The sequence below is a fragment of the Magnetospirillum sp. 15-1 genome (genome assembly GCF_900184795.1).
Lineage (GTDB): Bacteria > Pseudomonadota > Alphaproteobacteria > Rhodospirillales > Magnetospirillaceae > Phaeospirillum.
Genome location: NZ_FXXN01000013.1, coordinates 30,627 through 50,027 on the forward strand (window position 1 = coordinate 30,627; position 19,401 = coordinate 50,027).

Genomic DNA, 19,401 nt, shown 5'->3' on the forward strand with positions numbered 1-19,401 from the left:
TCAGCCTGATACCGCTTCCCGCAGGATATCGCGCAGGCGCAGGGACTGACCACGCATCACGTGACTGCGCGATACGTCGGCGAAGGCCGCGTTTGCCATGGTGCGGCGTAAATCCGCATCCTTGGCAAGGCGGGCGACGGCAGCTCCCCATGCTTCGGCGCTGGGGCCGACCAGCAAGCCATTGACGCCGTCCTGCACCACACCTTCGTAGGGCGGCAGGGCGGCGTAGGCTCCGGCCAGGCCAAGGGCGGAATATTCCAGATACTTGAGCGCGCTCTTGGCGCGGTTGAACGGCGTGTCCACCAGTGGGGCCAAACCAATGTCCCAGGCTGCGGCATTGGCGCGCATCCAGCGGGCAAAGGCCGGATAGCTGACCATGGACAGCGGAACGTCCACGCGCTCGTACCAATCCTGGCCGGCGCCGGTCGGCTCGCCGCCGATCACCGACAGACGGATGTCCAGGCCGGTTTCCTGTCGCGCCATGTCCAGGGCCGGACGCAGCAGGGCAAGGTCGGCGCCGTGGGTGGCGGTGCCGGCATACAGCAGGGCCACGTGCCCGCGTTCGGTCCGGGCCGGGGCGTGGTTGCCCGCGAACCACAGGGATTCGTCCAGCGCGTTGGCAAGCACCCGCACCTTGTCCGGCCAGCGGCCAAAGGTGTCGGCCAGGACGGGCGTGCTGGCGACGATGATGTTCGCCGCCTTGGCCAGTTCCTCCATGGCCTTGGCGGCTTCGCCATAGGCGGCGTGCTCGGGGTGATCCTTGCCCAGGGCGGTCAGATCGTCATCCACGTCCAGGACCAGCGGCACCTTGCGGTCGGCAGCCATGGCGATCAGGTGCCGGGTGTCCTCCAGCGACAGGGGCGCGCGCTGCACGACCATGACGTCGCTTTCGCCCGCCGCCGCCAGGGTGGCGGCGGAATGAACCATTGGCACAAGGTCGTCGCGCACCGCCGGGTGCTCCAGCGGGCGCAGCAGCCGCAGATGGGCGCAGGCGATGGGATCGTCGCCCGTGGCCTGGACCACCATGCCCACTCGCAATGGGCGTGCGTCAGACGGCGCGGCGAAGGCGCGGCCACCGGTGCGGGCGGTGCGGAAGGCGGCATCATAGCCCTTTGCCATGTCCGCCCGCGACGGCAGGCGCATGGCCGCCACTTCGTCCAGGCGGGCGGCGTGGTCGGCGGGGGTAGCCAGGATGGCGGTCAGGGCCTTATAGGCCTTGTCGGGATCGAGGGGCAGAACCCAGCCGCCGCCATTGGCGCGGACCCGTTCGGCCTGGGCACCCAAATCCAGGGTGACCACCGGCACGCCGCACGACCAGGATTCGGTCAGGACGTGGCTCCAGGTTTCCGGGCAGATGCTGAACAGTCCGATGACCGACGGGCGGATTTTGCGCACCAGATCGGCGAAATGTTCGGCCTGATACGGGCCGTGGTCGATGCCGGTCTGGGCCAGCTCCGCCGGCACCGAACCGGCGAAATGGAATTCGAACCGGCCAGCCTTGTCCAATTCCCGCAGGCGCTGCACGAAGCTGGCGCCCTTATGGCGGACCAGGATGCCGGGGATCAGAATGCGCACCGGCCCATCGGTCGACGGCGCGGCGGTCAGTCCCTGGACCCGGCGCAGGTCGCGGCCATGGGGGATCACCGCCCACTTTTCAGCGGCGATCTGGGGGAACGCCTTGCGGTGCAACTCCACCACCGAGGCGGACGGTGCTGCGATGATGGCGGCGGCTTCCAGCACCTCGGCCAGTCGTTGCCGCCACGATGCCACCCAGCCGCCGCGCAGGCCGGGCACTCGGGCATAGGCCGGCAAAGGCACCGGGCATGCGCCTTGGCCGTTGGCGCAATCGCCGCCGCAATGGCGGTTTTCCGCATCCAGCAGATTGATGGTCGGGCACACCATGAAGAAGTCGTGCACATTGACCACCAGGGGCACCGACAGGGCGCGCACCACCCGCACCAGCGAGACCGACATGTGCAACAGATGGTGCAGGTGCACCAGCTCGACGCCATAGCGCAGGATCACGCCGCTGACGAAGCCGGCGAAGGCGCCGTTGGGAACGCGGCAATCTTGCATGGTTTCGGGAAGGGTGCATTCCTCCAGCAGGGCGCCGGTGGACCCGCAATGCACTTGCAGCCCCCGTCCATCCGAGGTCAGCAGCAGATGCTCGTACGAGTCCGACAGGCCGGCGGCGATGTCGCGGGCGCTGTGTTCCATGCCGCCGCCCACCCGGGGGAATACGGACAGCACGCGCGGCCGTGGCCGCTGGCCGGCGGTGGCGGCGGTTTTGAACAGTTCGCTCACATGGGCGCGGGTCTGGCGCAGGCGGCTGCCGCCGAAGGCGTCGGCCACCACGTAGGGATATTCGGGATACCGGGCCAGCAGGGCCTTGGCGCCTTCCTCCATCAAACGCTGGCGCGATTCGCCGAAGCTGCGCCCTTCGCGATGGAACACCAGCGCGGATTCGTCGATGAGGTGGCGGAAGCCGGCATTCAGCGCCCGCAGGCAGTAATCATTCTCTTCGCCATAGCCGCGCGGGAAGGCCTCGCGGTCGAACAGGCCGATGCGATCCACCACTTGCCGCTTGATGTACAGGCAGAAGCCGTTGCCGGTGGGCACTTCGGGGCGGAAGAACGCCGCCCCCTGGAACAACGCCCGTCCGGCGGAATCCGGGTCCAGGCACAGGGGATAGGTGTTGACCTCGCCGGGGACGGGGAACGAGAACGCGCCGGCATTGTCGGAAACCGCCGTCACCGTGCCCACGTCCGCCTGGGAATAGGCGGTCAGGCGCAGATTATCCAGCCAGCGCGGCGTGACCTCGGTGTCGCTGTTCAGCAGAACCACGTCGCCGGTGGTTTCGCCAAGCGCGCGGTTGACCGTGCCGGTAAAGCCCAAATTTTCCGAGTTGCGCAGGATGCGCACGTTGGGCCGGTGGGCATGGGCGGCCAGCAATGGCGCAATACGCGGGTCGGGGCTGGCATCGTCGATGATCAGCAATTGGGCGCGAACTGTGGTGTTGCGGATCAGGGAATCCAGGCATGCGGCCACGTCGTCGGGCGCATTATAGACGGGCACCACCACGGTCACCGGCGGGGCGGTTTCCAGGGCGGCAAGCGCGGTGCAATCGGTGCTGCCCACATTGGCCGCCGCCGCCGTTACCCCTGCCGGTGCCGCAAATGCGGTCATGGCTTCGGGCTGGGGCAGCGGGTGCTGGCACCATTGGCGGATGTCGCGCAGCAGGGTTTCCAGGAAATCCGTCGCCAAGGGCTGTTTGGGCTGACGGCTCAGGACGCGCTTCAATTCGCCCAGCCGGTTGCCCATGCGCCAGCGTGACGAGCCCACCAGGGCGCGGAAGCCGTGTTCGAACTGATCGACCGCCATTTCGAAATGGGTGCGGTCCTGGCGCGCCACCGCCAAGGCCTGGGCATAGGCGGCAACCCGCTGAGCGGCCGCCGTGCGGGCGTCATCCAGTTCGCACACCCGTTGCAGCAACTGGTTGCGCGATTCGGCCAGTTGGGCCAGTTGGCGTTGCTGAACTTCGGCGAGATTTTCCGCTTGGGCCACCGCGTCGGCCAGCTGGGTCAGGCGCTGCGCGTCGTGATCGTGCGCCCGCAGACGGCTTTCGCTCTCGGCCAGCACGCGGGACTTTTCGACCAGCGAGGCGGACAGCGCCTTGACGGTCTCGCGGCTGCGGGTGAAACCGTCCTCGGCTTCCCGTAATTTTTCCGTCAGTTCGGGCAAACGACCAGCCAGCGCTGCGTTTTCCGTGCGAAGCCGGTCCAGATTTGCCTTCAAATCGGCCAGTTCGGTTTCGTTGGCGGACAGGGTGGCGACGGCGTTTTCCAGTTCGCCAATGCGTTTGGTGTTTTCATCGCGCTGGGTACGCAGATTTGCGATGAAGGCATGCAGTTCGGCGATGTGAGCGTGCTTTCGCTTTTCCTCGATCTCCAGCACACGGACGCGCTCACTCAACTGCTTGCGGGAATTCTGCGAGGTGTGGCGTTCAAGCAGGGACTGGCCAAGGCGCGAGAACAATTTCCGCACGTGCGCCAGGGTTTCCGTGTCGCCGCTGCAATCCAGCAGCCGGCGTATCTCGGGCGCAATTTCACCGCCCACCGCCAGCACGCCAAGGCCGTGGCCGTGCAGGAACTCCAGCGACGGATAGCGTTCGCGCAATTCCTCCCAGATACGCCACGCGCCGAAATCGCGTTCGCGCACGTTGATGTCATGCATGATGACCACGCCGCGCGGGCTGATCTTGGGCAGCCAGGACGAGAAATCGTGGGCCACCGCCTCGGCGGTGTGGAACCCGTCGATGTGCAGCAAATCGACGCTGCCGTCCCGGAAATGGCCCAAGGCGTCGTCGAAGGTGCTGCGGATCAGGGTGGAAAAGGCGCCGAAATGGGCGTCGTTATGGTCGGCGACCGACTGGAAGATTTCTTCACCATACGTGCCGGCATGGCTGTCGCCGGTCCAGGTATCCACCGCGAAGCAGGCGGTGCTGAGTTGGTTGTCGCGCACCGCCTGGCACAGGGAGAAATAGGAATTGCCCGTATGGGTGCCCAATTCCACGATCAGCCGGGGACTCAGCGCGCGCACCAGCCAGAATGCGAAGGGGATGTGACTGACCCACGAGGTCGGCTCGACGATCCGGCCGGGTTCCTCCAGCATGGCGGGGACGAACAGGTTGGCGGCCTTCATCATGGGTGCGCTGCCTCGGTCGCGGTGTCGGAGATAATGTCGATGCCCAGCATGGGAAGCCCGATCAGGCCGCGCGCCACATGGGTGTGCGAGACGCGGAAGAACAGGGCTTCGTCGATCCAGTGATGCTGAACGTGAACTTGCTGGGTGCCATCGGCGATGGCGGCCAGCACCGCGTAATCGCCGGCCGCCAGATAGGGCATCTGAAAGCGGAAACGGGCCTTGAATATTTGTCCGGCCCGTTGGCGCGCCGGAGTGTCGCGGTAAACCATATAGGTGTTGTCGCCGAACAGGGGCTGGCCCAGGCGGTCCTTGATATAGAAGCCGACGATGGGGCTTTCCAGGTCGCGTTCCGCCCGGCAGGTGACCTCAAGCGCCAGGGTTTCGCCGCCATGCAGAAGGCTGGGGCGGTTGCCATCGGTGTCGAGCAGGCCGACATGTTCGATGGTGGCGCCGCGCTGTCCGAACCACGGGGCGTCGGGGTCGAAATCGAACACTTCGATGCGGGTCGGCACCTGTGATCCGCGCAGGCTTTCGGCGCGAAAATCCTGCTGGGCCTCCGCCGGAGGCAACTGCTTGCGGTGGCCGCCGATATGGAAGCGGGCGCTGTCATCCAGTTCGTTGGTCAGCGATGCCTGATATTGATGGCATACGTCCTTGGCATCGCCCCAGGCGCGCACGCTGCCGCAATCGATCCACAGTGCCTTGTTGCATAAGTTCAGCACCGCGTTCACGTCGTGGGACACGAACAGCAAGGTGTGCTGTTGGCGGAATTTGTGGATGAAACGCATGCATTTCTGTACGAAGGCGGCGTCCCCCACCGACAATACTTCATCGATGATCAGGATATCGGCGTCCACGTGGGCCGAGATGGCGAAGGCCAACCGGGCGTGCATGCCGCTGGAATAGGTGCGCACCGGCTGGTCGATAAAGTCGCCGATGCCGGCGAATTCGATGATGGCCGGGGTGCGTTCCTTTACTTGGGCATTGGTCAGTCCCAGCACCGAGGCGGCCAAGCCGATGTTCTCGCGTCCGGTGAATTCGGGGTTGAAGCCGGCGCCCAGACGCAGCATGGCGGCGATGTGGCCGTTGATCTCCACCTCGCCCGTGGTGGGGGTCAGCAGGCCGGCGATGATTTGAAGCAGGGTGGATTTCCCCGACCCGTTGCGCCCGATGATCCCCACCGCATCGCCCCGTCGGACCTCGATATCCACACCCTCCAGTGCCCAGTATTCCTTGAAATAGCGACGTCGCCCCCTGACCAGCATTTGCTTCAGACGTGCAAAGGGATTGGGGAAGATGGCATAGCACTTTCCCAAATTCTTGCCGGAAATAACGATCTCGGAGGTCATGAAGGTTGGGCTCTGCAATCGGGTGACGCTTGGTTTAGTAGGGGCACCGGGGTATTGGCAACGGTGGCCGGGTGGCGGACTTCTTCAAGCCACAGGCCCAGGCAGGTCAGACCGAACAACCGCAGGCCGTTGTCGCGGCGCCCGGAATGGTGGTCGGCCCACAGCCGGTCCACTGCCTCGGGGCGGACCCACTGACCCAAGACGGCGCCATGGGTAATATCCGCCGACAATTCCTTCAGCCCACCCAGCAGCCAATGGGACACCGGCGCGTTGAAGCCTTCCTTGCGTTGATCCAGCGTCGCATCGGGCAGGCGGCCACGCTGGCTTTCCTTGAGCAAATGCTTTTTGCGGAACCCCTTCATCTTCCATTCCACCGGCAGCGACGCGGCGAATTCTACCAATCGGTGGTCAAGGAAGGGGGCACGGGATTCTAGCGCATGGGCCATGGTGGCGCGGTCCACTTTGACCAGGATGTCCTCGGGCAGCCAGGTCTTGATGTCCACATACATGGCGCGGTCCAGGTAATGGCAACCGGCCAGTTCGTCCGCATGGGCGGCGAATCCGTCATAGGGATTGTCGGCCAGCACGGCTTGGCTGCGGTCGGCGGCGATCAGGGCGGCCTTCTCGTCATCGTCGAAAATGCCGCGCCAGAAATAATGCGCCTGATCGGGCGGCAAGGCGTGGCCCTTGAGGAAACGGCGAAGCTTGTAGTCCAGGCTGACCTTGCCCAGGCTGGGCCGCCACAGCCGGTCCATCATGCGCAGTGCGGTGCGGCTGAACATGGCGGGAACCCAGCCGCTCAAATGGCGGATGCGGTCGGCGGCATAGGTTTCATAGCCCGCCAGGATTTCGTCGCCGCCGTCGCCGGACAGGGCCACGGTCACCTTTTCGCGGGCGAAGGCGGCCAGATAGTAGATCGGGATCAGCGAGGAATCGGCCATGGGCTCGTCGCCGAAATGGACGATGCGCTGCAGGTCGCGGGCCATGTCCACATCCACGATGCGGTCGTGGTGGGATACGCCCAGCGTGGCGGCCATGGCGCGGGCCTTGGGAACCTCGCTGAAACTGGCTTCGGAAAAGCCGATGCTGAAGGTGTGGACCAGATCGGCCCGGTTGTGGCGCGCCATGGCGGCGACGATACTGGACGAATCGATGCCGCCCGACAGGAAAGCCCCCAATGGCACATCCGAGACCATGCGCAACCGCACGGAATCGTCCAGCAGGGCCAGCAATTCCTCGGTGGCGCGCCGCTCGCTGGTATGACGGCCCTTGTCGCGGAAATGGGCGGCCAGATCCCAATAGCGGAAGATGCGCGGGGCGGTTCCTGCTTCCACCACCATGTAATGGGCGGGCGGCAGCTTGGAAACGCCGGCCAGCAGGCAGGAATCGGTGAGCGTGTAATTCAACGACAGGAACTGGCCCAGGGCACGCGGGTCCACCTGGGCGCCCACAGCCGGGTGTGCCCGTAGCGCCTTGATCTCGGAGGCGAAGACCAGACCGCCCTGGCCATCGCTGGTGTAGAATAGCGGCTTTTCCCCCAGCCGGTCGCGGGCCAGCACCAGCCGCCGGTGCTGCGCATCCCACAGGGCGAAGGCGAACATGCCGTTCAGGTGTTCCAGGAAGTCCAAATCCCATTGCCGATAGGCGGCCAGTAGCACCTCGGTGTCGCTCTGGGTGCGGAAGGTGTGTCCCAGCACCGCCAGACGGTCGCGCAATTCACGGAAATTATAGATTTCGCCATTGAACGCGATGGTCAGCCGCCCGTCGCTGTCGGTCATGGGTTGATTGGCGGCGTCTGAGAGGTCGATGACCGACAGCCGGCGATGGCCCAGAACCACGGGTCCCAGGGACGCGACTGCGCCCGCATTGGGACCGCGATGGATGATGCGGTCGTTCATGGCCGCAACAATCTCAGGGGCGGGCGGGTGGCCCCACGATAACCAGCCGGTGATGCCGCACATGGCTCAGATCCTCACATGACGTCGGCGAAGCCGCGGCGAGTGTTCTGGAACCACAGTAATCCCCCCCACGCCACCAGCCATGCGACGACTGTATAGATGGCCAGTCCCACGAAGTCGGGCCGCTGACCGAACAGGAAAGCGGCGCGCGCCTGCTCGATGGGGAAGGTCGCGGGGTTCAGGTAGATCAGGCCCTGCAAGCGGGGCGGCAGCGCGGTAATGGGATAGAATACCGGCGACACGAACAGCAGCATGGTGGTGAAAAAGGTCACCACCTGACCGATGTCGCGCAAGAACACGCCCATGGATGCCAGCAGCCAGCCCCCGCCGACCACCATCAACAGCATGGGGGCCAGCAGCACCGGCAGCCACAATGCGGTCAACGGTAGTGCGCCCCGCGTCAGCAGATGGGCGGCAGTCAGCGCCACCAGGGCGAAGCCGGCGTTGGCGATCGCCACGCAAATCTGCACCCAGGGCAATATCTCGATGGGAAAGACCACATTTTTTACGTAGGTCTGGTTGTTCAGCAGCAGGGTTGGCGCCCGCGTCAGGCACTCGGTGACCATGGAGACCACGATGATGCCCACATACAGCACCATGGCGAAGGCCGGGCGGTCGGGAATGTCCACCTCCCACCGCGCGTGAAATACTACGGTGAAGACGAAGGTGTAGATGGCCAGCATGATGATCGGGGTCAGCAAAGACCATAGCATTCCCAAAAGCGAGCTTCGATGCTGCTCTTCAATCTGGCGTCGGGCCAGCCGGACGATCAGACGGAAATGGCGGATAAGCACCAGGGCAACTTCTTGCGGTGGTGAGTGGTGCCACTTTCTATCCTTGGCTGAGTGCCGAACCATTTTATCAGAAATCCGCTTGTTGCAGGTGAGCGGATGTTATCCGCCCCACGGCTTCGCTTCAACTGCAATGAAACCCGGCGGATACGTCCGAAAAATTGTTCTGCCACGGGTTAAGGGGGGGGCAGGAACTTGGAGGCATGTTATCCGTGCCGATCTTTATTCTAGGCTGTAGTGACAATTTAATTATCTGAGCCAGAACATGATGCTGGCGAGCTTGATGAAGCCCAAGAAGTTGGCGGCGATCTTGTCGTAGCGAGTTGCGATGCGCCGCCACTGCTTGAGCTTTGCGAAGAAGCCTTCAATGCCCCAGCGGTGTTTGTAGGCGATCCGATCATAGGCGTGCTGGTAGTTGCGATGGCGGCGGGGTGGAATAACCGGCTCGCCACCTTGGTCGAGGATGAGGTCATGGAGGCTGTCCGCGTCATAGGCGCGGTCGGCGAGGACTTGGCCCGCCTTCAATCCTCGGATCAGGTCGCAGGCAGGGGCCATGTCGTTTTGCTGGCCGGGGCCAAGCTCGAAGCGCACAGGCAGTCCGAGCGCATCGACTACGGCGTGGAGCTTTGTTCCGAATCCGCCTCGGGAGCGCCCGAGAGCCTGGGCCCCCTTTTTTGCCGCGCCCCGGCTGCTTGCGCGTTGGCTCGGATGACCGTCGCATCGATCATCAGCCATTCAAGGTCCGGATTGACCGAAACAGCCTCAAATATCCGGTCGAACACCCCTTGCTCGATCCAACGGTAATAGCGCCGCTTTACCGTGTCATACGGCCCGAACCGCTCGGGAAGATCTCGCCATCGCCCAACCGTGCCACCAATGGGGCTTGTTGTTCTGAGGGCGTAAGACGAAGCAGCCGTCAGCCGAGTTGAACTCTAACTCCATCCAGCTTTCGCGCGCCTCCTCGATACCGCCCTGGACTATGGTCCATTCCCGGTCAAAATCGGCCGCTTCGATCGGAAGCGGAAGGAGGAACACGCCGGACTTGTCGGCGGCGGTGTAGAGATTGGAAGACGCAACCTGTCCTCCCTGTGTCCTGGCCGTGCGTCGTCAGCATCGTTCAGGGAAGCCGGTTGTGTGAACCTGAACATGCCGTTGTCGAGGAAGCGAGCATCCTTGACGTACTTGGACAGCAGTTCCATGTCTGACCTCGTTGCTTCCTTTAAATCGAGTTTAACAGGATAGCCGTAACGTACCATGACCGTTGCGCAGGAGAGGGGTTCCTGGGAAGCACCGGGGAGCAAAATGGGGGATAGCGGGGGACTGAAAAAGCAGAAGGCCCGGTCTTTCGACCGGGCCTTCGCTAAGGCGTTGAGGCGCCTAGTAAATTTGGTGGGCGCAGTAGGACTCGAACCTACGGCCAGCTGATTAAGAGTCAGCTGCTCTACCAACTGAGCTATACGCCCTCAGTGTCTCCGGTTTCGGCCGCAGCCCCCGCCGGAGGGCCGCTTTATAGGTCGAACGACGGACCTGCGCAAGCGGAAAATTCACTTCCTCGCGCACTCTTTGCAACGGCGCGTTCCAGGCGTAAAACCATTCCCGCAATATCACATCCCGAAAGGGGAGAGGGAACGCCGTCATGACCGAGAGCACCAAGTACCTGCTGTCCGAGGACCGCCTGCCCAAGGCCTGGTACAACCTCAATGCCGACTTGGCCGTGCCGGCCCCGCCGCCCTTGCATCCCGGCACCGGCCAGCCCATCGGTCCCGACGATCTGGCGCCCATCTTCCCCATGGCGGTGATCGCTCAGGAAGTAACGCAGGAACGCTGGGTGGAGATTCCCGAGCCGGTGCGCGAAGTCTATCGCCTGTGGCGCCCGGCGCCCTTGATCCGGGCGCGGCGCCTGGAGAAGGCGCTGGGGACGCCGGCCAGGATCTATTTCAAGTACGAGGGCGTCAGCCCGGCCGGCAGCCACAAGCCCAACACCTCGGTGCCCCAGGCCTTCTACAACAAGCAGGAGGGCGTCAAGCGCCTTGCCACCGAGACCGGCGCCGGCCAGTGGGGCTCGTCGCTGGCCTTCGCCGGCTCGCTGTTCGGCCTGGAGGTCGAGGTGTTCATGGTCAAGGTCTCCTACGAGCAGAAGCCCTATCGCCGGGCGCTGATGGAGACCTATGGCGCCAAGTGCATCGCCAGCCCGTCCAACCTGACCCATGCCGGGCGGTCCATCCTGGAGAAGGACCCCAATTCCAACGGCTCGCTGGGCATCGCCATCTCCGAGGCGGTGGAAGTGGCGGCCAGCCGCGACGACACCAAGTACGCGCTGGGCAGCGTCTTGAACCACGTCTGCCTGCACCAGACCATCATCGGCGAGGAAGCCATGATGCAGATGGAGATGGCCGACGATCATCCTGATGTGGTCATCGCCTGCACCGGCGGCGGCTCCAATTTCGCCGGGCTGGCCTTCCCCTATATCCGCGAGAACCTCAAGGGCGGCAAGACCCGCGTCATCGGCGTCGAGCCCGCCTCGTGCCCGACGCTGACCAAGGGCCTTTATGCCTATGATTTCGGCGATACCGGCAAGCTGACCCCGCTGGTTAAGATGCACACGCTGGGCGCCACCTTCATGCCGCCGGGCTCGCATGCCGGCGGCCTGCGCTACCACGGCATGGCCCCCATGGTCAGCCACGTCAAGGAACTGGGCCTGATGGAGGCGCGCGCCTATCACCAGACCGAGTGCTTCGCGGCGGCCGTGCAGTTCGCCCGCGCCGAGGGCATCGTGCCGGCCCCGGAATCCTCGCACGCGGTGAAGGGCGCCATCGACGAGGCGCTGCGTTGCAAGGCGGAGGGCAAGGCCGAGACCATCCTGTTCAACCTGTCGGGTCATGGCCATTTCGACATGCAGGCCTATACCGACTTCTTCGCCGGCAAGCTGAAGGACAACACCTACGCCCAGGCCGATCTGGAAGCGGCCCTGGCGGAACTGCCCAACGTGGGGTGATTCCCATTCATCGGGCTATCGCCCGAACCCATTTGAGGCGATGCCCCAAACCCCCCTTTGATTTCATGAATGGGGTTTGGGGCCCTCGGCCCCAAGCGGGTGTGGGCGGCAGCCCATTGGAGAGGGTTGAAATTACTCCGCCTTCTTCTTGCCGAAGGCGGAGAACAGGCCGCGCAGCGCGTCGCCGGCCTTGAGTTTCCTGGGGGCGTCGGGGGTATCCCCGGCGCCCTTGGGATTCAGGGCCTTGCCCAGGCCCTTCTGCACCAGCCAGCGCTGCAGGTCGTTGATGTCGACGGCCTTGACCGGCGAGGCCAGCGGCCCCTCCAGCCGCAGCCCCAGCGCCGGGGCGTCGGGGGCGGCCAGCTTGAAGGCGATCTTGGACGAAATGGTCTCACGCGGCAGGTCGACGGTGGCGATGCCGGTGGCGCCGCCACCCTCGGCCACCAGGGCAAGGTCGCGGCTGGCGACCAGCCCCTTATCGGCGGCGAAGGTGCCCGACAGGCTGGAAAAGCGCGAGCTTCCCCCCGACAGCCCGGCCTGGACCAGACCCAACAGACTGCCCAGATTTTCCATGTTGCGCATACGGGCATCCATGGCGGCGAGGTCGAAGCCGCTGACCTCGCCATCTGCCACCTCCACCCGGCCGTTGCCGGCCAGGGACGCCACCAGGGCGGCGGGCGAGGTGCCGGCGGCGGCAAGGCGCAGATCGGCCCCCATGCGCCCCTTCTCCAGCCGCAATCCGCCCGAGGCGGGCTTGACCTGGGCGAGGTCGGCGCCCTTCAGGGTGGCCGACAGGGTCAGGGCATTGGCGGCCACCCGGGCGGCGGCGGCCAGATCGCCACCAAGCAGGCGGCCCGAGATGCGGTCGAGATCGGCCACGCCCTTGGCGAGTCCCACATGGACACGCGGTTCATCGAGGCGCCAGCCGGACACGCTGATGGCCTTGGCGTCCAGGCTGAGATCGGCGTCCAGCGCCTGCAGCCAACCCAGGTCGACAGGCGTGCGCGACCACGACGAGGTGCCGGAGGAGACGGCGGCCGGAACGACGGGCGGCGGGGGCGGGGCGGCGTAACCGGTGCGGCGGCGCGGCTTGGGCTCCTCGGCCTCGGCCCTGTCCTTGGCGGGCAGGAACGGGTCCAGGGCGATGGCATTGCCCGACAGGCTGGCGGTCAGCTTGGGCTGCCCCTCCAGGGACAGGCTGGCCTTGCCGCTGACGGTCGCCTCGCCGGCCCGCGCCTGCAGGTCGTTGAAGGCGATCTGGCCGTCCCTGCCGTCGAGGCGGGCGCTGACCGCCAGTTCGCCGTTGCCGCGCGGACGATAACCGGGGCTGACGGCGCGGATGGCCTGGGCGAAGCCGGCGGCGCGCAGGGACACGCCGCCCTCCACCTTGCCGGCCCCGAAGCTGCCGTCGAAGCCCAAGGCCAGTCCGGGCAGGCCGAGTTCCGCCTTGAGCGGCAACGGCCATGCCAGTCCGGCGCTGACCATGCCGGTGATGCGGCGCTCGTCCAAATCCAGGGTCAGGGCATTGAGCGACAGCCGGTCGTCGGCCAGCCGCACCTTGCCCTCCAGCTTGCCCTTGGCGGGCGCTGCCCCGCCGCCCAGGCCCAGCCAGGAGCGCAGGGCCGGCAGGTTGCGGCTTTCGGCCTTGAGATCGCCCTCGAAGCGCGGGCGGCCCTCGGGGGTGACCAGGGCGCCGGTCAGCTTGACCGATCCGCCGCCCGGCAGCTTGGCCGAGGCCTGGGACAGGGTCAGGCGCTGGCCGTCGAGCAGGGCGTTGAGCTGGATGTTGCCGACCGTCTCGCCCCGCCATATCAGGCGTCCGATGCCGACGTCCAGATTGGCGGCCAGATCGTGCGGCAGTTCGAAGGGCTGGGCGGCGGCCGGCACCGGCTGCTGCGCCGTCGACGCGGCGGAGGCGGATACCGTGACGGGCACGGCAGCCTTGGTCTGGGTCTGGGTCTGGGTCTGGGTCTGGGTCTGGGGCTGGGCCGGGGCGGGACGCCGCGCGTCCAGATCGAAGCTGTCGGCCCTCAGGGTGACGTCCATCAAGGCGGGGGCGCCGGTCAGGCTGGCCACCACGCTGCCGGTGACGGTGGACTCGCCCAGGATCACGCCAAGGTCGGAGATCACCACTTCGTCGGGCGACAGGCGCAATTCGGCCTGGGCGGACAGGGGGGCGTCGGGCAATTGTCCCGATCCGGCGGCGCGGGACAGGGAGGCCAGCGACACCTCGACCTTGCCGTCGAGGCCGCCCTTGCCGAAGCGGCCTTCGAAGCCGGCGGTGCTTTCCAGGGAGGGCAGGGCCAAGGCGGCCTTCAGCGGCGCCATCTCGCCGCCGCTCGGGCGGCGTCCGCCCGCCTCCAGGGTGGCGGGCCTGCCCCACAGCCGGCCGCTGCCGCTGAGGCTGAAGCTCTCTCCCCTGGCCGAGGCGCGCAGGGTCAGGCCGTCCAGGGGGCCGACCCGGCCGCCTTCGATGACGATGTCCGACAGTTCGGGCCGGCCGGCCAGCAGGGCGCCGAGCGGCAGGCCCAGGCGCACCCGGTCCAGGGCGGCGGTGTTCTCCACCGCCACCGCCGCCAGGGTCACGGCGGGGGAGGGCAGAATGCGAAGGGTGATGGGACCGGCCACGGTGACCTTGCGGCCGAGCAGGGCGGAAGCCTGCGCCTCGATGGGGCCACGCCAGGTGTTGCCGTCCATCAGGACGGGAGCGGCCAGGACAAGCGCCAGCCCGGCCGCGGCGACGGCGGCGGCGGTGATGGCGACGGGTTTGCTGACCGGCAGGCGGGACAAGGATGGCCTCACAGGATCAGGGACAGGATCACCATCCATACTCCCAGAAGCAGGGCTCCGACCAGAACGAAGCGGCGGTTCCAGGTGCGCGATACGACTTTGACCGGCACGTCGGCCACCCGCGCCACCGACATCACCGCCGCGCCCACCGGGGTGGTGCAGATGGACAGCGCCCAGGCGCCCAGCATGCCGCTGGCCATGACCAGCGGATCGATGCCGGCCGCCGAAAGGCTGCCCAGCGCATTGCCCAGCAGGGTGATGGTGACCAGCTGCGAGATGCCCAGATGGGCCGCCACCATCACGCTCCAGGCCAGCAGCACGGCCAGCACGATGGGCGGCAGGGGGATCAGGGCGATGGCCCGCGCGGTATCCTCGGGAGTGACGAAGGCCGCCACCACGGTGCCCAGGAACATGGCACCGCCCAGCATGGCCACCTCGGAGCGGTAGCCGGGTAGGCTGGCGCCCAGGCGGCGGAGGAACAGCCGGGCGGTCAGCGCCAGCCGGCGGGGGGCCGTTCCCGATTGCTGGGTATACAGCCAGACCAGGGCCGAAAGCGGCACGACGATCATGGCGCCCACCACCAGACGGACGCCCAGCAGTTCGGCCAGGGCGACGGCGCCGGTCACCACGGCCGTCACCAGCAGGCTCAGGCTCAGGATGGGTCCGAAGTCGGTCTGGTGGCGGTGGGGGGCCAGGCGGCTGGCATGGGGGGGGAAGTCCATGCGGTCCAGCGCCCAGCCCCAGCCCATCAGGATAAAGGATAGGACGACCTGCAGGGGCAGAAGGTGCCACCACACCAGATCCGGCACCACCTGCTGGATCACCGTGAACGACACGGCCAGCGGCGACCACACGGTCATCATGGCGAAGCCGCGCAGGACGGCGGTCATCATGCGGCGCTTGCGGATATCCTTGACGGTTTCGTCGCCGCCGGCCGCCTTCAGGGTGTTGCCCTTGGTGATCATGATCCCCAACAGGGGCAGCACGCCGAAATTGAGCACCAGGGAAATCAGGTGGCTGCCCAGGCTGAGCGCGGCATAGCGGTGGCCGGGACGCTGGTGCACCATCTGCTCGCCGCAGCGGCGGATCAGCCGGGAACTCTGGGCGCTGTCCCGCAACATGCCCAGCGTGGTGAACAGCCCGATGATGAAGGTGGACTCGGCCAGACCGTGGCGCAGCACCGGAAGGGCCTGGGGCAGGAAAACGACGGCGGTCGCGGCGGCCGCCAGGGCGGCGGCCAGCATGCGGCGCCCGCCCTGGGACATGGAGGACCATTCCAGCGCGATATAGACAAGCAGGGCGGCACCGGCCGCGTCCGTGGCCCACGGCCACTGGAATATGGCCCAGCCCATGGCACAGCCGATGACGACGATGATCGCCAGGGTGGACAGGGACGAACGGGTTTTGCCGCCGGTCACGACGGCCCGGCGGCGAAACGCGACCGGGGAGCGGGAAGGACCTTGGCCGGGCGGGGCAGGTCCTTCATCAGGCCCGGCCCGTTCATCATGGCGAAACCGCCCAGCACGGTGCCGACCACCACCCGGCGTCGTCTGACGCCCCAGACACAGACCGCGAGACCGGCGGCCCGCGCCTCGCGCCGCAGCCGTTCCAGGGCGGCCAGCAGGTGCTCGTCATCGGTCTTGTCGGCGTTGGGCAGTTCGGCGAGATCGATGGTGACCATGGAAACCCCGGCCAGGGCGGCGCGGTTCAATGCCGGATCGGTCAGCGGCACGCGGATCATGATCTCGCGGCACAGGGGACGGATGGCGGTGACGGCCTCGGACAGGGATACCGGGGCCAGATTGGCCGGCAGGCCGAACAGGTCGATGATCAGGTTTTGGGTGCGGATCGCCTCGGGGATGTCGGCGAAGGGACCCAGGACCGACATGCGGGCCGTGGTGCCCAGCGAGCCCCAGTGCAGCGGCACCACCATGCGGGCGGAACCGCTGTCGGCCATCGCCGCCTTGATGCCGCGCACCGCCGCGCCGGCCACGAAGCGGTCGAGCTTGGGGATGGATTCTCCGTCGGCGGTGGGATAGGCGCGCGAGCCCTCGTAGGCCGGCTCTCCCGGCTGGTCGACGCGCAGCACCTGGGCGCGGTAGGCGCCGATCACCTCGCCCTCCTCCATCCAGGTGGGCCGCCAGACCAGGGACAGGGCCGCATCGCCCGGCAGGGGCGGGGTGGCGTCCAGTCCGGGCGCCATATCGGCCGGAGCGCGCTCCACGGAGACGGGCTGCCAGTTCGGGTCGCGGTTTTCCCGCGCGGCCCGTTCCATGGCGGCCCATTTAGGGTCGACGGCGCGCCGCGGGGCGGCATCGTCGGCCGGGGCGATGGGGCCGCGGGCCGGAGCCTGCTCGGCGATCACCGCCCGCGTTTCGGTCACGGCGGCGGCCAGGGCTTCCAGGTTCAGTTCGCCGTCCCCGGTCAGGGCGTCGCCTAAGGAAATCTCCGCCGCCAGGGCCAGGGGGCGGTCGTGGCCGGCGAACTGGCTGCCCACCAGCCGCGTTCCCAGCTCCTGGGCGATGCGCACGGCGCGGCGCCGCGCCTCGGCGGCCGGCGTGTTGCGGAACACCAGCACGAACAGGTCCGAGCCCTTGCGGCCGAAGACGTTGCCGGCGCCCAGATGAAGATTGATGACGCCCTCGGCGATCAGCATCACCTTCTCGGCGATGCGGCTCCACTTGTCGCCCACCGCCTCGTGGAACTCCACCAGGGAGATCAGGTGCAGCTTGGTCTGGTACTGGCCGTCATCCTCGGCCAGCAGGCCTTCCAGGGCCAGGGTGAAGGAATCATCCACCAGGGACGAGGAGCCCGCCTCGGCGGGCAGGACGATCTCCTCCTCCTCGGCGGCGGCGGACCGTCCCCCCATCAGCCGTCCGAAGGCGGCCAGCGGCCGGGCCAGCGTGGTCATCAGACCGCCCTTGGAGCGTTTGTCCTTTTTCGCCATGCCGCCGCCTCCTCCGAGGCTTAGGGTTTGAAGTACTTGGCCGCCAGTTCCACATACTTCCCGGCCGAGACCGGGAAGAAGGCGATTTCCTCGTCGCTGAGGCGGCGCAGCATCCTGGCCGGATTGCCGCCCCACAACTCGCCCCTCTGGACGCGCTTGCCCGGCGTCACCACCGCGCCCGCCGCCACCATGGCGCCCGATTCCACCACCACGCCGTCCAGCACCACGGCGCCCATGCCGACGAAGCAGGCGTCTTCCAGGGTGCAGGCGTGCAGGATGGCGCCGTGGCCGATGGTGATGTCCGAACCGATATAGGTGCCCAGCTTGCCGCCGGTGACGTGGACGACGGTGCCGTCCTGGATGTTGGTGCGCTCGCCGATGCGAATCTCGTGCACGTCGCCGCGGATGACGCAGTTGAACCACACCGAGGTGCCGGCGCCGATCACCGTGTCGCCGATCACCACGGCATTGGGGGCGACGAACACGTCGGGGGCGATGGTCGGGCTGACGCCCTGAAAGGGAAGGATATTACCGCTCATCGCTGTCCTCACGGGAACATGGGTTGCTGTTCGAGCGCCAAGGTCTCGGGCAGGCCGAACATCAGGTTCATGTTCTGCAGCGCCTGACCGGACGCGCCCTTGACCAGATTGTCGATCACCGAGGTGATGATGATCCGTCCGGGGACCCGGTCGTCGAACACGTTGATCACGCAGTGGTTGGAGCCGCGCACATGCCGCGTGTGGGGCACCACGCCCTCGGGCGCCAGCCGCACGAAGGGCTCGCCCTCATAGGCCTTGGCCAGCCGGGTGCGCAGGTCGGCGGCCTTGGCGCCGCCCCTGGTCTTGACATAGATGGTCGACAGCATGCCCCGGCTCATGGGGATCAGGTGGGGGGTGAAGCTGACCAGCACCGGGGTGCCCGCCGCTTGCGCCAGTCCCTGCTCGATCTCCGGCGCGTGCCGGTGGCTGGCGACGCCATAGGCGTGCATGCCCTCGGTCACCTCGGTGTAGAGATTGGCCTCCTTGGCGGCGCGCCCGGCGCCCGACACGCCCGACTTGGCGTCGATGACGATGTCGGCGGCCTCGATCAGCCCGGCCTCGAGCAGCGGGATCAGCGGCAACTGGACCGACGTGGGATAGCAGCCGGGATTGGCCACCAGCCGCGCCTTGGCCACCTTGTCGCGAGCCAGTTCGGTCAGGCCGTAGACCGCCTGCTTCTGCAATTCGGGAGCCCGGTGCTCGTGGCCGTACCACTGAGCATAGGTGTCCACGTCGAACAGCCGGAAGTCGGCCGACAGATCGACGATCCTGACCGAGGCGGGCAGGGCGGCGATCACCTCCTGGGTGGTGCCGTGAGGCAGGCAGCAGAACACCGCGTCCACGGCCTTGAAGTCCACCTGATCGATGGCGACCAGATCGGGAAGCTTCAGGCCGCCCAGATGGGGAAAGACCGATTCCATGGACTGGCCGGCCTTGCGGTCCCCGGTCATCACCTTGATCTTGAAGGCCGGATGCAGCGCCAGCAGGCGCACAAGCTCGGCGCCGGTATAGCCGCTGGCTCCCAGGATGGCGACGGAAACGTCCTTCATGATGACCCTACTTCCTTGAACATGGGGAGCGGACGATAGCAGGCCATTTTCCGGGCGACAACCGCGCGAACTTGACGTCTCCATTGCGGCATTGTAGAGCCATGTTCGTCCTGCATCCCGGAACACGGTGAAATTCCGTGGCGGTCCCGCCGCTGTAATCGGGGACACGGACCACGGGGCCTTCGGGCCCAGCCACTGGCGAAACGCCGGGAAGGCGTGGTTTCCGTGGCTGATCCGAGAGCCAGAAGACCTGTAGGACATGGTTGAACGAGGGGCGAA

Annotated in this window: 10 protein-coding genes, 1 tRNA gene, 1 pseudogene and 1 riboswitch; of the genes and pseudogenes, 1 reads left to right on the forward strand and 11 read right to left on the reverse strand. The window is 66.6% G+C overall.

Going from position 1 to position 19,401, the window contains the following annotated elements; genetic code table 11:
* From CP958_RS01590 to CP958_RS01620, 6 genes and pseudogenes are all read right to left on the reverse strand, one after another.
* Complete coding sequence (locus tag CP958_RS01590) at positions 1-4,704, reverse strand: class I SAM-dependent methyltransferase (protein ID WP_096700268.1); 4,704 nt, start codon at positions 4,702-4,704, stop codon at positions 1-3.
* Positions 4,701-6,053 carry an ABC transporter ATP-binding protein gene (locus CP958_RS01595; protein ID WP_096700269.1) on the reverse strand — a complete coding sequence of 451 codons (1,353 nt, stop codon included), beginning with the start codon at positions 6,051-6,053 and terminating at the stop codon, positions 4,701-4,703. Before CP958_RS01595 ends, CP958_RS01590 begins: the two co-directional genes overlap by 4 nt.
* Complete coding sequence (asnB, locus tag CP958_RS01600) at positions 6,050-8,014, reverse strand: asparagine synthase (glutamine-hydrolyzing) (RefSeq protein ID WP_096700270.1); 1,965 nt, start codon at positions 8,012-8,014, stop codon at positions 6,050-6,052. The genes CP958_RS01595 and asnB overlap by 4 nt, the downstream gene beginning before the upstream one ends.
* 11 nt (positions 8,015-8,025) lie before the next feature.
* Positions 8,026-8,805, reverse strand: coding sequence for an ABC transporter permease (locus CP958_RS01605; RefSeq protein WP_242442684.1), 780 nt, complete (start codon positions 8,803-8,805; stop codon positions 8,026-8,028).
* Between the two features lie 246 nt (positions 8,806-9,051).
* Positions 9,052-9,662, reverse strand: a pseudogene (locus CP958_RS01610) (IS5 family transposase); the annotation flags it as partial.
* A gap of 527 nt (positions 9,663-10,189) precedes the next feature.
* Positions 10,190-10,265 (reverse strand) — tRNA-Lys (locus CP958_RS01620).
* A 173-nt stretch (positions 10,266-10,438) separates the two neighbouring features.
* On the opposite strand from CP958_RS01620, the gene CP958_RS01625 reads away from it, so the two are divergent.
* Complete coding sequence (locus CP958_RS01625; RefSeq protein WP_096700273.1) at positions 10,439-11,797, forward strand: TrpB-like pyridoxal phosphate-dependent enzyme; 1,359 nt, start codon at positions 10,439-10,441, stop codon at positions 11,795-11,797.
* Between the two features lie 132 nt (positions 11,798-11,929).
* Here CP958_RS01625 and CP958_RS01630 read toward each other — a convergent pair whose 3' ends face one another.
* From CP958_RS01630 to argC, 5 genes are read right to left on the reverse strand one after another with little or no spacing between them, the layout of a single operon-like run.
* Positions 11,930-14,587: an AsmA family protein gene (locus tag CP958_RS01630; protein ID WP_242442685.1), complete on the reverse strand. Its 2,658-nt coding sequence runs from the start codon at positions 14,585-14,587 to the stop codon at positions 11,930-11,932.
* Positions 14,588-14,595: 8 nt separating this feature from the next.
* A complete protein-coding gene (locus CP958_RS01635) occupies positions 14,596-16,005 on the reverse strand; it encodes a hypothetical protein (RefSeq protein WP_096700275.1) in 1,410 nt (469 codons plus the stop codon).
* Positions 16,002-17,534, reverse strand: coding sequence for a hypothetical protein (locus CP958_RS01640; RefSeq protein WP_096700276.1), 1,533 nt, complete (start codon positions 17,532-17,534; stop codon positions 16,002-16,004). The genes CP958_RS01635 and CP958_RS01640 overlap by 4 nt, the downstream gene beginning before the upstream one ends.
* Before the next feature lie 20 nt (positions 17,535-17,554).
* Positions 17,555-18,073 carry a gamma carbonic anhydrase family protein gene (locus CP958_RS01645; protein WP_096700277.1) on the reverse strand — a complete coding sequence of 173 codons (519 nt, stop codon included), beginning with the start codon at positions 18,071-18,073 and terminating at the stop codon, positions 17,555-17,557.
* 8 nt (positions 18,074-18,081) lie between these two features.
* Entirely contained in the window at positions 18,082-19,125 is a 1,044-nt protein-coding gene (gene argC, locus CP958_RS01650; RefSeq protein WP_170958803.1) for an N-acetyl-gamma-glutamyl-phosphate reductase, read from the reverse strand.
* Between the two features lie 116 nt (positions 19,126-19,241).
* Positions 19,242-19,372, forward strand: a riboswitch (cobalamin riboswitch).
* The last annotated feature ends 29 nt before the right edge of the window (positions 19,373-19,401 follow it).

Bases quoted from the DNA above. Each gene is read 5' to 3' on its own strand.
- asnB (WP_096700270.1), bottom strand. From the start codon at position 8,014: ATGTGCGGCATCACCGGCTGGTTATCGTGGGGCCACCCGCCCGCCCCT.
- CP958_RS01640 (WP_096700276.1), bottom strand. From the start codon at position 17,534: ATGGCGAAAAAGGACAAACGCTCCAAGGGCGGTCTGATGACCACGCTG.
- CP958_RS01645 (WP_096700277.1), bottom strand. From the start codon at position 18,073: ATGAGCGGTAATATCCTTCCCTTTCAGGGCGTCAGCCCGACCATCGCC.
- CP958_RS01595 (WP_096700269.1), bottom strand. From the start codon at position 6,053: ATGACCTCCGAGATCGTTATTTCCGGCAAGAATTTGGGAAAGTGCTAT.
- CP958_RS01590 (WP_096700268.1), bottom strand. From the start codon at position 4,704: ATGATGAAGGCCGCCAACCTGTTCGTCCCCGCCATGCTGGAGGAACCC.
- CP958_RS01625 (WP_096700273.1), top strand. From the start codon at position 10,439: ATGACCGAGAGCACCAAGTACCTGCTGTCCGAGGACCGCCTGCCCAAG.